This window comes from Luteimonas sp. MC1895 (assembly GCF_016457215.1).
Lineage (GTDB): Bacteria > Pseudomonadota > Gammaproteobacteria > Xanthomonadales > Xanthomonadaceae > Luteimonas.
In genome coordinates, this window is sequence record NZ_JAEMDY010000001.1 from 1,198,461 (window position 1) to 1,212,623 (window position 14,163).

Consider the following 14,163-nt stretch of genomic DNA (forward strand, 5'->3'; position numbering starts at 1 on the left):
GTCCCTCCGGATGGCCCGGGGGCGGCAGGTATACTCACTCTTTTACTCCGCCAATCCCGGCGGAGAGCGATCAGGAAGACAGGTCCATGGCCCGCGGAATCAACAAGGTCATCATCGTCGGCAACCTCGGCAACGACCCCGACGTGAAGTATTCGCAGGGCGGCAGCGCGATCACCACGATCAGCGTGGCCACCTCCGAGCAGTGGAAGGACAAGCAGACCGGCCAGCAGCAGGAGCGCACCGAGTGGCACCGGGTCAAGTTCTTCGGGCGCCTGGCGGAAATCGCCGGCGAGTACCTGAAGAAGGGCCGCCAGGTCTACATCGAAGGCTCGCTGCGCACCGACAAGTACACCGGCAAGGACGGCGTCGAGCGCTATACCACCGACATCATCGCCAGCGAGATGCAGATGCTCGGCGGCGGTGGCGAGGGTGGCTCGCGCGGCGGCGGTGACGCCCAGGGCGCCGGCGGCGGCTACCAGCGTGGTGGCGGCGGTGGCGGTGGCGGCGGCGAGGCCCGCGGCGGCGGTGACTACCCGCGCGGCCCGCGTGAGTCCTCGGCTCCGGCGCGACAGGCGCCTCCGGCCGCGGGTGGTTCGCAGTTCGACGACGGCGGCTTCTCGGACGACGACATTCCGTTCTGAGCAGGCCACACGGCAACACTTTCAGGAGATCCACCCGCATGCCTACCTGGCTGGTCACCGGCGGAGCCGGTTTCATCGGCGGCAATTTCGTGCTCGAGGCCGTGGCCGCGGGCGTCCGCGTCGTCAACCTCGATGCGCTCACCTATGCCGGCAATCTCGACACGCTGGCCTCGCTCGAGGGCAACCCGGACCACGTCTTCGTGCACGGGGACATCGGTGACCGGCCGCTGGTCGAGCGCCTGCTGGCCGAGCACCGCCCCGACGCGGTGGTGAACTTCGCCGCCGAGAGCCACGTCGACCGCTCGATCGACGGCCCGGCCGCCTTCGTGCAGACCAACGTGGTCGGCACCTTGGCCCTGCTGGAGGCCGTACGCGACTACTGGAAGGCGCTCGAGGGCGAGGCGAAGGCCGCGTTCCGGTTCCTGCACGTGTCGACCGACGAGGTCTACGGCACGCTGGGCGAGACCGGCCTCTTCACCGAGACCACGCCCTACGCGCCCAACTCGCCGTACTCGGCGTCGAAGGCCGCGTCCGACCACCTGGTGCGCGCCTTCCACCACACCTACGGGCTGCCGGTGGTGACCACCAACTGCTCGAACAACTACGGCCCGTACCACTTCCCGGAAAAGCTCATCCCGCTGGTGATCGCCAAGGCCCTGGCCGGCGAGCCGCTGCCGGTCTACGGCGACGGCAAACAGGTGCGCGACTGGCTGTTCGTGACCGACCACTGCGAGGCGATCCGCACCGTGCTGGCCAAGGGCCGGGTGGGCGAGACCTACAACGTCGGCGGCAATGCCGAGATGCAGAATATCCAGGTGGTGAAGACCATCTGCGCGCTGCTCGACCAGCGCCGTCCGCGCGAGGATGGCCAGCCGCGCGAATCGCAGATCGCCTACGTCGCCGACCGCCCGGGCCATGACCGCCGCTATGCGATCGACGCCTCGAAGCTGCGCGACGAGCTGGGCTGGACGCCTGCGTACACCTTCGAGCGCGGCATCGCCGAGACGGTCGACTGGTACCTGGACAACCAGCCCTGGGTGCAGCGCGTGCTCGACGGCAGCTATCGCCTGGAGCGGATCGGGGTGGAGGCATGACCTCGCGCCGCGGCATCATCCTCGCCGGCGGCTCCGGCACCCGGCTGTATCCGATCACCCAGGCGATCAGCAAGCAGCTGCTGCCGGTGTACGACAAGCCGATGATCTATTACCCGCTGAGCGCGCTGATGCTCGCGGGCATCCGCGAGGTGCTGATCATCAACACCCCGCACGAGCAGGCGCTGTTCCAGCAGCTGCTGGGCGACGGCTCGAAGTGGGGCATGGACATCCAGTACGCGGTGCAGCCGAGCCCCGATGGCCTGGCCCAGGCGTACCTGATCGGCCGTGACTTCGTCGACGGCAAGCCGAGCTGCCTGGTGCTGGGCGACAACATCTTCCACGGCCACGGCTTCACCGAGATCCTCAAGCGCGCCGATGCGCGCCAGGACGGCGCCACGGTGTTCGGCTACTGGGTCGGCGACCCGGAGCGCTACGGCGTGGCCGACTTCGACGCCGACGGCAAGGTCGTCGGGCTGGAAGAGAAGCCGGTGAACCCGCGTTCCAACTACGCCGTCACCGGCCTGTACTTCTACGACGGGCGCGCCAGCGACTTCGCCGCCTCGCTCAAGCCTTCGCCGCGCGGCGAGCTCGAGATCACCGACCTCAACCGCTGCTACCTCGACGAGGGCAGCCTGCACCTGGAGCAGCTGGGTCGCGGCTACGCCTGGCTCGACACCGGCACCCACCAGTCGCTGATCGAAGCCTCGAACTTCATCGAGACGGTCGAGGCGCGCCAGGGGCTGCGCGTGTGCTGTCCGGAGGAGATCGCCTGGTCGAACGGCTGGATCACCGACGCCGACCTCGAGCAGCTGGCCGCGCCGCTGGCCAAGAACGGCTACGGCCAGTACCTGCTGTCGCTGGCCAAGCGCGGAGTGGTGCGATGAAGGTGGTGGAAACCGGCCTGCCGGGCTGCCTGGTGTTCGAGCCGCAGGTGTTCGGCGACGACCGCGGCTTCTTCTTCGAATCCTTCAACGCCGACAAGCTGGCCGCGCATGGCCTGGCGCCGAACTTCGTCCAGGGCAACGTGTCCGCGTCCTCGCGCGGGGTCCTGCGCGGGCTGCACTACCAGTGGCCGAAGCCGCAGGGCAAGTATGTCTCCGTGGTCGAGGGCGAGGTCTGGGACGTCGCGGTGGACATCCGCCGCGGCTCGCCGACCTTCGGCAAGTGGACCGCCGTGGTGCTGAGCGCGGAGAACAAGCGCCATTTCTGGATCCCGGAAGGCTTTGCGCACGGCTTCGTGACCCTGAGCGAGCGCGCGGTGTTCACCTACCTGTGCACCGCCACCTACGACCGCGACGCCGACGCCGGCATCCGCTGGAACGACGCCAGCCTGGCCGTCGACTGGCCGGTGGCCGATCCGTCGCTGTCGGACAAGGATGCACGCGCGCCCTTCCTGGCCGACATTCACGAAGAGCGCCTGCCGGTCTACGTGCCGTGAGGCTGCTGCTGCTCGGCGCCAACGGCCAGGTCGGCCACGCGCTGCGACCCGAGCTGGCGGCCCTGGGCGAGGTCGTCTGCACCACGCGCAGCGGCCTGCTGCCCGACGGCGGCACCTGCGAAGTGGCCGACTTCGACCAGCCGGGCACGCTGGCCGCCCTGGTCGATCGCATCGCGCCGGACGTGGTGGTCAATGCCGCCGCCTATACCGCCGTCGATCGCGCGGAGCAGGAGCGCGACGCGGCGTTCCGCGCCAATGCGGAGGCGCCCGGCGCGCTCGCCGACGCCTGCGCCCGCCGCGGCGCGCTGCTGGTGCACTACTCGACCGACTACGTCTTCGACGGCAACTCCAGCCGCCCCTGGCGCGAGGACGATGCCACCGCGCCGCTTGGCGTCTACGGCGCGAGCAAGCTGGCGGGCGAAGCCGCCATCCGGTCGAGCGGCGCGCGCCACATGGTCTTCCGCACCGCCTGGGTCTACGGCGCGCACGGCCACAACTTCATGCGCACCATGCTGCGCCTGGCGGCCGAGCGCGACGAGCTGCGCGTGGTCGACGACCAGCACGGGACGCCGACCGCCGCGGCGCGCATCGCCTCGGTCACGGCCCAGGCGCTGGCCACGGCGGGATCCGCATCGGGACTGTGGCACCTCACCGCGTCGGGCGGGACCACCTGGCACGGGTTCGCCAGCGCGATCATCGACGGCGCGCATGCCCGCGGCCTGCTGCCACGACGCCCGCGCGTCCTGCCGGTGCCGGGCAGCGAGTACCCGACGCCCGCGCGACGCCCGGCCTACTCCAGGCTCGACACCTCGGCGCTGCGTGCACAGTGGCCGGTCGAACTCCCGGACTGGGCCAGCGACCTGGATCGCGTCCTCGACGGCCTCGCGCGCGCCTGACGCGCGCCGACGCGGCGCAGGGATGCCAAGCATCCCGTTCGCCGGTCATAATGGGCGCGCGCCAGCGAGGGGCTGGCTGGACTTTCGGGGATCAGGATGAAGCGGGGATATCAAGTCGCGCTGGCTGCGATGCTGGCGTTCGTGTGCGTTCCGGCCGTGGCGGCACCGGGCATCGATCTCGATGCCTTCGTCAAGAAGGACACCTTCGTCGACATCAAGCTCTCGCCCACCGGCGAGTACTACGCCGCGACCGTGCCCCTGGAGGACCAGATGGGCCTGGCCATCATCCGGGTGGCGGACGCCCAGATGTCGACCGCGCTGCGGCTGGGCAAGAACACGCACTTCGCCGACTTCGACTGGGTCAGCGACGAGCGGGTCGTGCTCAGCGTGGCCGAGAAGTTCGGGATGATGGACGCGCCCCAGCTCACCGGAGAGCTGTACGCGCTCGATGCCGATGGCAGCGACAAGCAGCTGCTGATCGGCCAGCGCGTCGCCGGTGCCGGAACGGGCACCCGCATCCAGACGCAGCGGGCCGACCGCGTCGCCGCCTTCCTGATCGATCCGCTGCTGGAGGACCCGCGCTACTCGCTGGTGTCCACCGAGCGCTTCGCGCTGGATCCGTTCACCCGCGCCGAGCGCCTGGACATCTATACCGGCCGGCGCGTGGTGGCCGCGGTCGCTCCGATCCGCAACGCCCGCTTCACCACCGACAACACCGGCGTGGTGCGCTTCGCGCACGGCGCGGGCCACGACATCGTCAACAAGCTGTATTACCGCGCGGGCGATGGCGCCGAGTGGGTGCTGCTCAACGACGAGTCGGCCAGTGGCCACGCGGAATGGCCGGTGGGCTTCTCCGCCGACAACCGGACGGCGTACCTGACCGTCGAGCAGGCCAGCGGGCCCGGCCGGATCGTCGCGTATGACATCGCCAGCGGCGAACGCACCACCGTGCTCGCGGACGAGACCGGCGATCCGGCGGTGATCCTCCACGCGCCGGGCACCCAGGTGCCGGTCGGCGCGCTGTTCCTGGACGGCAAGCCGCGGACCGCCTTCTTCGATCCGCAGTCCGCGGATGCGCGCCTGTACCGCAGCCTCGAGGCCGCGTTCGATGGCCACGCGGTCTACATCACCTCGAGCACGTCCGACGGGCGCAAGGTGCTGCTGCAGACCTGGAGCGACCGCAACCCGGGCGACTTCTACATCTACGACACCGTCGACAAGAAGGCCGCCCACGTCGTCGCCCGGCGCCAGTGGTTCGACCCGGCGCAGATGGCCGAGCGGCGTCCGGTCAGCCTCCAGGCGCGCGACGGCCTGGAGCTGCAGGGCTTCGTCACCCTTCCCGCCGGCTCCAACGGGCGCAACCTGCCGATGGTGGTGCTGCCGCACGGCGGTCCCTTCGGCATCTTCGACACCTGGCAGTTCGATACCGAGTCGCAGATGCTGGCGTCCGCCGGATATGCAGTGCTGCAGGTGAACTTCCGTGGCTCGGGCAGCCGCGGCCGCGCCTTCGAGCATGCAGGCGCGCGCGAGTGGGGCGGCCGGATGCAGGACGACGTCACCGACGCCACCCGCTGGGCGATCGCGCAGGGCATCGCCGATGCCGGCCGGATCTGCATCTACGGCAGCAGCTATGGCGGCTATGCCGCGCTGATGGGCGCGGCGCGCGAGCCTGCGCTGTACCGCTGCGCCGCCGGCAACGTGGGCGTCTACGACCTTCCGACCATGCACACGCACGGTGACATCCAGCAGCGCGGCTCGGGCACGACCTACCTGCGCGAGTGGATCGGCGAGCGCGACGCGCTCGGCGCGGTGTCGCCGACGCGCATGGCCGACCGGATCAGGATCCCGGTGTTCCTGGCCGCCGGCGGCAAGGACGAACGCGCGCCGATCGAGCACACCCGGATGATGGAGCGCGCGCTGGCGTCGGCTGGCGTACCGGTGGAAACCGCCTACTTCCCCACCGAAGGGCACGGCTACTACGACGATGCCAACCGCCGCGAGTACTACACGCGGCTGCTGGCCTTCCTGGGCCGGCACCTGGGCGGCAAGGCCACGGCCGCCAACTAGGCGGCGGCCACCCGCGTCGCGTCGCGCGACGCGGGATCTGGACGCGCAGCCCCCGGAGCGCTAGCGTTGCCGCTTCCTCCGGGGGGTGCGATCCGATGACAGAGCATGAGCGCGGTGCCGTTCCGCAGCTGACCTTCCGCGCCGTGGTGCTGGCCATCGTGCTCGCGGTGATCCTCTCCGCGGCCAATGCCTATCTCGGCCTGTTCGCGGGCCTGACCATCGCCACCGCGATTCCCGCGGCGGTGGTGTCGATGGGCGTGCTGCGCCTGCTCGGCGGCGGCACGATCCTCGAGAACAACATCGTGCAGACCGGCGCTTCGGCCGGCTCGTCGATCGCCGCGGGCGTCATCTTCACCATCCCGGCTCTGGTGATCCTCGGTTACTGGGACGACTTCCGCTATTCCTGGGTACTGGCGATCGCCGGCCTGGGCGGCCTGCTGGGCGTGCTGTTCTCGGTGCCGCTGCGGCGCACGATGATCGTCGAGAACCCGCTGCCCTTCCCCGAAGGCAAGGCCGCGGCCGAAGTGCTCAAGGCGGGCGAGAACCCGGGCCCGGGCCTCAGGATCCTCGCGCTGGCGGCCACCGTCGGCGCCGTGGTCAAGGTCGCCGCCGAGAGCGGGATGCGGATGATTCCCGACAACGCGGTGGTGTCGGGCTTCGTCGGGCGCTACCTCGGCTACATGGGCACCAACCTGTCGCCGGCCCTGCTGGGCGTCGGCTACATCGTCGGGCTGAACATCGGCATCGTCGTGCTGTCGGGGGCGATCCTGTCCTGGAACATCGCCATCCCGCTGTACCACGCGCTCTTTCTGGACACCGATCCGGTGCTGGCGGCGCAGCTGGCGGGCGTGCCGGCGGCCGATGCCGCGGGGGCGATCTGGTCGGCGAAGATCCGCTACCTCGGCGTCGGCGCGATGCTGATCGGTGGCATCTGGACCCTGTTCTCGCTGCGCAAGTCGCTGCTGTCGGGCGTGAAGAGCGGCATCGCCGCGGCGCGCAAGGGCGGCGACGAGGTCGTGGCCGAGACCGACCGCGACCTGCCGATGAAATGGATGCTGATCGCGCTGCTGCTGTTCGTGATCCCGCTGCTGGTGCTGTACCAGGCCATCGTCGGCAACTGGTTCGTCAGCGTGCCGATGACGATCATCATGATCGTGGCGGGCTTCCTGTTCGTCTCGGTCTCGGCCTACCTCGCGGGTCTGGTGGGCTCGTCGAACAACCCGGTGTCGGGCATCACCATCGCGACCATCCTGTTCGCCGCGGCGGTGCTGGTGCTGCTGCTCGGCCGCGACTCGCCGGTGGGCGCGGTGGCCGCGATCATGATCGGCGCGGTGGTGTGCTGCGCCGCGGCGGTCGGCGGCGACAACCTGCAGGACCTCAAGGCCGGCTACATCGTCGGCGCCACGCCCTGGAAGCAGCAGCTGATGCTTGCCATCGGCGCGTTCTCCTGCGCGCTGATCATGGCCCCGGTGCTCAACCTGCTGGCGCAGGCCTACGGCATCGGTGCGCCCACGCCCGAGCAGCCGCAGTCGCTGGCCGCGCCGCAGGCCACGCTCATGGCCTCGGTGGCGCAGGGCATGTTCGGCGGCAAGCTCCCCTGGGACATGATCGCGATCGGCGCCGGCGTCGGCGCGGCCATCATCGCGCTGGACGAATGGCTCAAGGCCCGCGCGTCGACCTTCCGCGTGCCGGTGCTGGCGGCGGCGATCGGCATCTACCTGCCGATCGAGCTGATGGTGCCGATCTTCCTCGGCGGCGTGCTGGCGTGGATGGTGGAGCGGCGCCACGGCGTCGACGGCCACGACGAGGCGGCCCGCGACCGCGTGCACCGCCCGGGCACGCTGTTCGCGGCCGGCCTGATCACCGGCGAGGCGCTGATGGGCATCGCGATCGCGGTGCCGATCGTCATCACCGAGCGCTCCGACGTGCTGGCCGTGGCCGAATCGCTGCACTTCAACCAGTGGGTCGGGCTGGCGGTGCTGGCCGTGGTGGCCTGGCTGCTCTACCGCAGCTCGGCCAGGCAGGAAGCGCCCGCGGCGCCGGTGGAGCCGGGTCCGCGCTGAGCCGTGGTGGTGGGACTTCCTGCCTTTGCGCAGGGCAGCCCCGCCGCCTACCATCGGGCCTTTCCGTCCGGGAGTCCCGATCCATGCCGCGCACCGCCCTGTTGACCCTGTGCCTGCTCGCCGCGCTGCCGGTGGCCGCCGATGCCCGAGGCCTCGAGGCCCGCGACCTGGTGGCGCTGGAGCGCGTGTCCTCGCCGACGCTGTCGCCTGACGGCCGGCACCTGGTCTTCGCCCAGCGCAGCATCGATTTCGACGCCAACTCCGGCACGTCCGCGCTCTACGTCCGCAACCTGGTGACGCGCGACCTCGCGCCGCCGAAGCGACTGACGCCCGAGGGCTGGAGCGTGAATTCGCCGGCGTTCTCGCCGGACGGCGGCACGGTGTACTTCCTCAGCGCGAAGAATGGCGCGCAGCAGCTCTACGCGATCCCGCTGGCCGGCGGCACGCCGCGGCAGCTGACCGGCTTCGCGACCGACGTGGGCACCTACCACGTCTCGCCCGACGGCAACCGCGTCGCGTTCAGCGCCAGCGTCTTCGGCGACTGCGGCGCCGACTTCGCCTGCACGAAGCAGCGCATGGATGCCCGCAAGGACTCCAAGGTCTCCGGCGTGGTCTACGACCAGCTGTTCGTGCGTCACTGGGACACCTGGGCCGACGGCACCCGCAACCGGCTGTTCGTGGCCGACCTGCCCGCGCAGGGTGCCAAGCCGGCCAGCTCGGCCACCGCGGTCAGCGCGGCGCTCGACGGCGACATTCCGGGCCGGCCGTTCGGCGGGGCCGAAGACTACACCTGGGCGCCCGACGGCCGCAGCCTCGTCGCCAGCGTGAAGGTCGCCGGCCGCGAAGAGCCGTGGTCGACCAATTTCGATCTCTACCGCCTCGACGCCGGCGGTGGCGCCGCACCAGTCAACCTCACCGCTGACAACGCCGCCTGGGACGCGGGCCCGGTGTTCAGCGCCGACGGCGGCACGCTGTTCTACCGTGCCATGAAGCGCCCGGGCTTCGAGGCCGACCGCTACGCGCTGATGGCGCTGGACCTGGCCAGCGGCGAGCGCCGCGAGATCGCGCCCGGGTGGGACCGCTCGCCCAGCAGCCTGCAGCCCTCGGCCGACGGCCGCGCCCTGTACGTGGCCGCGCAGGACACCGGCGAGTACCCGCTGTTCCGCGTCGATGTCGCGACCGGCGAGGTCACCCGGCTGGTCGGCGGCGGCAGCGTCTCGGCATTCGAAGTCGCCGGCGAGACCCTGGTCTACAGCCGCAACGCGATCGACACCGGCGACGTCATCCACGTGGCCTCGCTGGACGGGCAGGGCGAGCGCGCCATCACGCCGACCGCCGCCGAGCGCCTGCCGGGCGTCGATTTCGGTGCCTTCGAGCAGTTCAGCTTCAAGGGCGCCAAGGGCGCGACCGTCCATGGCTACGTGGTCAAGCCGTCGAACTTCGAGGAGGGCCGCGAGTATCCGGTCGCCTTCCTGATCCACGGCGGTCCGCAGGGCAGCTTCGGCAACGGCTGGAGCTACCGCTGGAACCCGCAGACCTATGCCGGCCAGGGCTACGCGGTGGTGATGATCGACTTCCATGGCTCGACCGGCTACGGCCAGGCCTTCACCGACGCGATCAGCGGCGACTGGGGCGGCGCGCCGCTCGAGGACCTGCAGAAGGGCTGGGCCGCCGCGCAGCAGAAGTACGCCTTCCTCGACGGCGACAACGCCTGCGCGCTCGGCGCCAGCTACGGCGGCTACATGGTCAACTGGATCGCGGGCAACTGGAACGGGCCGTGGAAGTGCCTGGTCAACCACAACGGCGTGTTCGACACCCGTTCGATGGGCCTGGTGACCGAAGAGCTGTGGTTCACCGAGTGGGAGAACGGCGGCACCGTGTTCGACAATCCCGAGGCCTACGAGCGCCACAACCCGGCGCGTCACATCGAGAAGTGGCGCGTGCCGATGCTGGTGGTCGCCGGCCAGAACGATTTCCGGGTGCCGATCGACCAGAGCCTGTCGACCTTCACCGCGCTGCAGCGCCAGGGCATCGACTCGAAGCTGCTGTACTTCCCCGACGAGAACCACTGGGTGCTCAAGCCGCAGAACAGCGTCCTCTGGCATGACACCGTCAATGCCTGGCTGAAGCAGCACATCGGTCCCTGACCGCCCCGCGTCGCGGCCGGCCCGGAATGGGTCGGCCGCGCGTTCCCGTACGCGTCTCCCCACCCAGCACAACAGGACACTGCCGATGGCACCCACTCCCGCCACGCCCCAAGCCGAAGCCGCCGCCATCGATGCCCTGGATCCCGTGGGTGCGGCGGCCGCGGTCGAGGCGTCGGCGCCGCTGCTCGGCAACGACATCGTGGTCTTCGGTCTGATCGCGGCCACGCTCGGCACGATCTTCTGGCTGGCGTCGGGTCCGACGCCGTTCTGGAAGAAGTTCTTCGCCTGGATCCCGGCGCTGCTGCTGTGCTACTTCGTGCCCGCGTTCTACAACACGGTCAACCTCATCGATGGCGAGGGCAGCGCGCTCTACCACCTGGCCAGCCGGGTCCTGCTGCCGGCCGCGCTGGTCCTGCTGACGCTGTCGATCGACCTCAAGGGCATCCTGAAGCTCGGGCCCAAGCTGCTGTTCGTGTTCTGCGCCGGCACCCTGGGCATCGTGCTGGGCGCGATCATCACCTTCCAGACGATGGAATGGTTCTGGCCGGCCGCGGTGGCGGGCGACACCTGGAAGGGCATGGCCGCGCTGTCGGGAAGCTGGATCGGCGGCGGCGCCAACATGGTTGCGATCCGCGAGATCTACGAGGTCGACGCCACCCTGTTCGGGCAGTTCGCCGTGGTCGACGTGGCGATCGCCAGCCTGCTGATGGCCACCCTGCTGTTCCTCGCCAATCGCGCCGGACCGATCGACCTGCGCAGCGGCGCCGACACCCGCGCGCTGGACGACATGAAGGAACGCATCGCTGCCTACGAGGCCGCGAACGCGCGCATCCCGTCGCTCGCCGACCTGATGATGATCGTCGGCTGGGCCTTCGGCATCGTCGGCCTTGCGCATGCGATCTCCGAGCCGGCCTCGGCGTGGTTCAAGGCCAATGCGCCCTGGTCGTCGCAGTTCAGCCTGGATGCGCCCTTCGTCTGGATCGTGGTGCTGTCGACGCTCGGCGGACTGGTGCTGAGCTTCACCCGCGTCCGCCGCCTGGAGGACGCGGGTGCGTCGCGCGTCGGCACCGTGTTTCTGTATTTCCTGATCGCCTGCATCGGCATGCAGATGGACTTCCTCAAGCTGGCCAACCGCCCGGAACTGGTGGTGATCGGCTTCATGTGGATGTCGATCCACGTGGCGGTGATCTGGTACGCGGCGCGCCTGGTGAAGGCGCCGCTGTTCTACTTCGGCGTCGGCTCCATGGGCAACGTCGGCGCGGCCGCTTCGGCGCCGGTCATCGCCGCCGCCTTCCATCCGACGCTGGCCCCGGTGGGCGTGCTGCTTGGAACGGTCGGCTATGCCAGCGGTACGGTGATCGCCTACGGACTGGGGCAGATCCTGCGGATGATGGCGGGGGCCTGACGCCGGCAACCCCGGCCCGGCGGCCCGTCCCAGGGCTGCCCGGCCCCGGTCGGGGCTCTCAGCAGCAGCGGAACCCGCCGCGCCCGCCGTAGCGGGCTTCCTGGCGCTCGCGGAAGAAGGTCGGGTAGTCCATGGGCTCCCGGTCCGGGTGCTTCTCCAGCACGTGGCGCACGTAGTTGTCGTAGTCGGGGATGCCGCAGCACAGCCGCGCGGTCTGCAGGACCCGACGCCACACGCGCTTGTGGGTGGCGAAATGGTCGAGCGGGACCAGCGCGCCGGCCATCAGAGCCAGACCTTCCGCTGCTCTTCGGTCAGCGCGACGTAGGCCGTCTCGCGGTCGCTGCGCGCCGGGTTCGCACGCGCCTTGCGCACCGCGCCGACCGAATACACCAGCACCGCCACGACCACGAACATGAAGAGCGCGGTGAGTCCGGCGTTGACGTAGTTGTTGATCATGATCTGCTGCATGCCGCCGAAGTCCTTCGAGGGCGCGATCAGTTCGCCGGCGTTGATCGCCGCGCGGTACTTGTTCGCCTGCGCCAGGAAACCCACGCCCGGGTTGGCATCGAAGATCTTGATCCAGCCGGCGCTGAGCGTGCAGGCCAGCAGCCACACGGCCGGCACGATCGGCACCCACGCGTAGCGGTCCTTCTTCATCTTGAACAGGACCACCGTGCACAGCATCAGCGCGATGCCGGCCAGCATCTGGTTGGCGATGCCGAACAGCGGCCACAGCATGTTGATGCCGCCCAGCGGATCGGTGACGCCCTGGTAGAGGAAGTAGCCCCACAGCGCGACGCAGCCGCCGGTGGCGATCAGGTTCGCGCCCCAGGACTCGGTCCGGCGCATCGCCGGGACGAAGTTGCCCAGCAGGTCCTGCAGCATGAAGCGCCCGGCGCGGGTGCCGGCATCGACCGCGGTCAGGATGAACAGCGCCTCGAAGAGGATCGCGAAGTGGTACCAGAAGGCCATCATCCCTTCGCCCGGGATCACCGCGTGGAAGATCTGCGCGATGCCCACCGCCAGCGTCGGCGCGCCGCCGGCGCGGGAGATGATCGAGGCTTCGCCGACATCCTCGGCGGTCTGGACCAGCACCTCGGGCGTGACCGTGAAGCCCCAGCTCGACACCACCTGCGCCACCGCGGCCGGGTCGGTGCCGATGATCGCGGCGGGGCTGTTCATGGCGAAGTACACGCCCGGATCGATGATCGAGGCGGCCACCATGGCCATGATCGCCACGAACGATTCCATCAGCATGCCGCCGTAGCCGAGGTAGGGTGCGTGGCGTTCGTTGGCCATGAGCTTGGGCGTGGTGCCCGAGGCGATCAGCGCGTGGAAGCCCGACACCGCGCCGCAGGCGATGGTGATGAACAGGAAGGGGAACATCGAGCCCTTCCACACCGGCCCGGTGCCGTCGGTGAACTGGGTCAGCGCCGGCATCTGCAGCATCGGCATCGTGATCAGGATGCCGATGGCCAGGCCGATGATCACGCCGATCTTGAGGAAGGTGGACAGGTAGTCGCGCGGCGCCAGCAGCAGCCAGACCGGCAGCACCGCGGCGACGAAGCCGTAGCCGATCAGCATCCAGGTGATCTGGGTGCCGGTGAAGGTGAACGCCGGGCCCCAGGTCGGGTGCGCGGCCACGCTGCCGCCGAACCAGATCGCGGCCATCAGCAGCACCAGCCCGATGACCGAGATCTCGCCGATCTTCCCGGGCCTGAGATAGCGCATGTAGATGCCCATGAAGATCGCGATCGGCATCGTCGCGATCACCGTGAACATGCCCCAGGGGCTTTCCGCCAGCGCCTTCACCACGATCATCGCCAGCACGGCGAGGATGATGATCATGATCAGGAAGGCGCCGAACAGGGCGATGGTGCCGGGGATCCGCCCCATCTCCTCGCGCACCAGGTCGCCGAGCGAGCGCGCGTCGCGGCGGCTCGAGACCACCAGCACCATGAAGTCCTGCACTGCGCCCGCCAGCACCACGCCCACGATCAGCCACAGGGTTCCGGGCAGGTAGCCCATCTGCGCCGCCAGCACCGGGCCGACCAGCGGGCCGGCGCCGGCGATCGCGGCGAAGTGGTGGCCGAACAGCACGTGCTTGTTGGTGGGCACGTAGTCCAGGCCATCGTTGTGGATCATCGCCGGCGTGGCGCGGGTCGCATCGAGGTTGAACACCCGGTCGGCGATGAAGCGCGCATAGAAGCGGTAGGCGACCAGGTAGATCGAGACCGCGGCGACCACGATCCACAGCGCATTGATCGATTCGCCGCGCCTGAGCGCGATTGTGCCAAGGCAGAACGCGCCCAGCACCGCGAGCGCCGCCCACGCGATCTTGCCGAGTCCACCCTTCATGGCACGCCCCGTTGGATTGTTGGGATCAGGGTCGCTTCTACTCCGATCGTGGTC

11 protein-coding genes are annotated in these 14,163 nt (G+C 69.8%); 9 read left to right on the forward strand and 2 right to left on the reverse strand.

Features of this window, described 5'->3' with window-relative positions; translation table 11 throughout:
* The first annotated feature begins 86 nt into the window (after window positions 1-86).
* From ssb to JG616_RS05365, 9 genes are all read left to right on the forward strand, one after another.
* The gene (gene ssb / locus JG616_RS05325; protein ID WP_199391883.1) at window positions 87-641 is read left to right on the forward strand and encodes a single-stranded DNA-binding protein; all 555 of its coding nucleotides are present in this window, start codon (window positions 87-89) and stop codon (window positions 639-641) included.
* A 38-nt stretch (window positions 642-679) separates the two neighbouring features.
* Entirely contained in the window at window positions 680-1,735 is a 1,056-nt protein-coding gene (gene rfbB / locus JG616_RS05330; RefSeq protein ID WP_199360543.1) for a dTDP-glucose 4,6-dehydratase, read from the forward strand.
* Window positions 1,732-2,619 (forward strand): glucose-1-phosphate thymidylyltransferase RfbA, encoded by an 888-nt coding sequence (rfbA, locus tag JG616_RS05335; protein ID WP_199360545.1) that lies wholly within the window; start codon window positions 1,732-1,734, stop codon window positions 2,617-2,619. Before rfbB ends, rfbA begins: the two co-directional genes overlap by 4 nt.
* A complete protein-coding gene (gene rfbC / locus JG616_RS05340) occupies window positions 2,616-3,173 on the forward strand; it encodes a dTDP-4-dehydrorhamnose 3,5-epimerase (RefSeq protein ID WP_199391884.1) in 558 nt (185 codons plus the stop codon). Before rfbA ends, rfbC begins: the two co-directional genes overlap by 4 nt.
* Window positions 3,170-4,069, forward strand: a complete 900-nt coding sequence (gene rfbD / locus JG616_RS05345) for a dTDP-4-dehydrorhamnose reductase (RefSeq protein ID WP_199391885.1) — start codon at window positions 3,170-3,172, stop codon at window positions 4,067-4,069. The genes rfbC and rfbD overlap by 4 nt, the downstream gene beginning before the upstream one ends.
* A gap of 96 nt (window positions 4,070-4,165) precedes the next feature.
* Window positions 4,166-6,136, forward strand: a complete 1,971-nt coding sequence (locus JG616_RS05350) for a S9 family peptidase (protein ID WP_199391886.1) — start codon at window positions 4,166-4,168, stop codon at window positions 6,134-6,136.
* Window positions 6,137-6,231: 95 nt separating this feature from the next.
* Complete coding sequence (locus JG616_RS05355; protein ID WP_199391887.1) at window positions 6,232-8,199, forward strand: oligopeptide transporter, OPT family; 1,968 nt, start codon at window positions 6,232-6,234, stop codon at window positions 8,197-8,199.
* 83 nt (window positions 8,200-8,282) lie between these two features.
* Window positions 8,283-10,346 carry a S9 family peptidase gene (locus JG616_RS05360; RefSeq protein WP_199391888.1) on the forward strand — a complete coding sequence of 688 codons (2,064 nt, stop codon included), beginning with the start codon at window positions 8,283-8,285 and terminating at the stop codon, window positions 10,344-10,346.
* An 85-nt stretch (window positions 10,347-10,431) separates the two neighbouring features.
* Window positions 10,432-11,751 carry a DUF819 family protein gene (locus JG616_RS05365; RefSeq protein ID WP_199360558.1) on the forward strand — a complete coding sequence of 440 codons (1,320 nt, stop codon included), beginning with the start codon at window positions 10,432-10,434 and terminating at the stop codon, window positions 11,749-11,751.
* Between the two features lie 58 nt (window positions 11,752-11,809).
* On the opposite strand, the gene JG616_RS05370 is transcribed toward JG616_RS05365, so the two are convergent.
* Window positions 11,810-12,034: a CstA-like transporter-associated (seleno)protein gene (locus JG616_RS05370; RefSeq protein WP_191730170.1), complete on the reverse strand. Its 225-nt coding sequence runs from the start codon at window positions 12,032-12,034 to the stop codon at window positions 11,810-11,812.
* Complete coding sequence (locus JG616_RS05375; protein ID WP_199360560.1) at window positions 12,034-14,109, reverse strand: carbon starvation CstA family protein; 2,076 nt, start codon at window positions 14,107-14,109, stop codon at window positions 12,034-12,036. Before JG616_RS05375 ends, JG616_RS05370 begins: the two co-directional genes overlap by 1 nt.
* Between the last annotated feature and the right edge of the window lie 54 nt (window positions 14,110-14,163).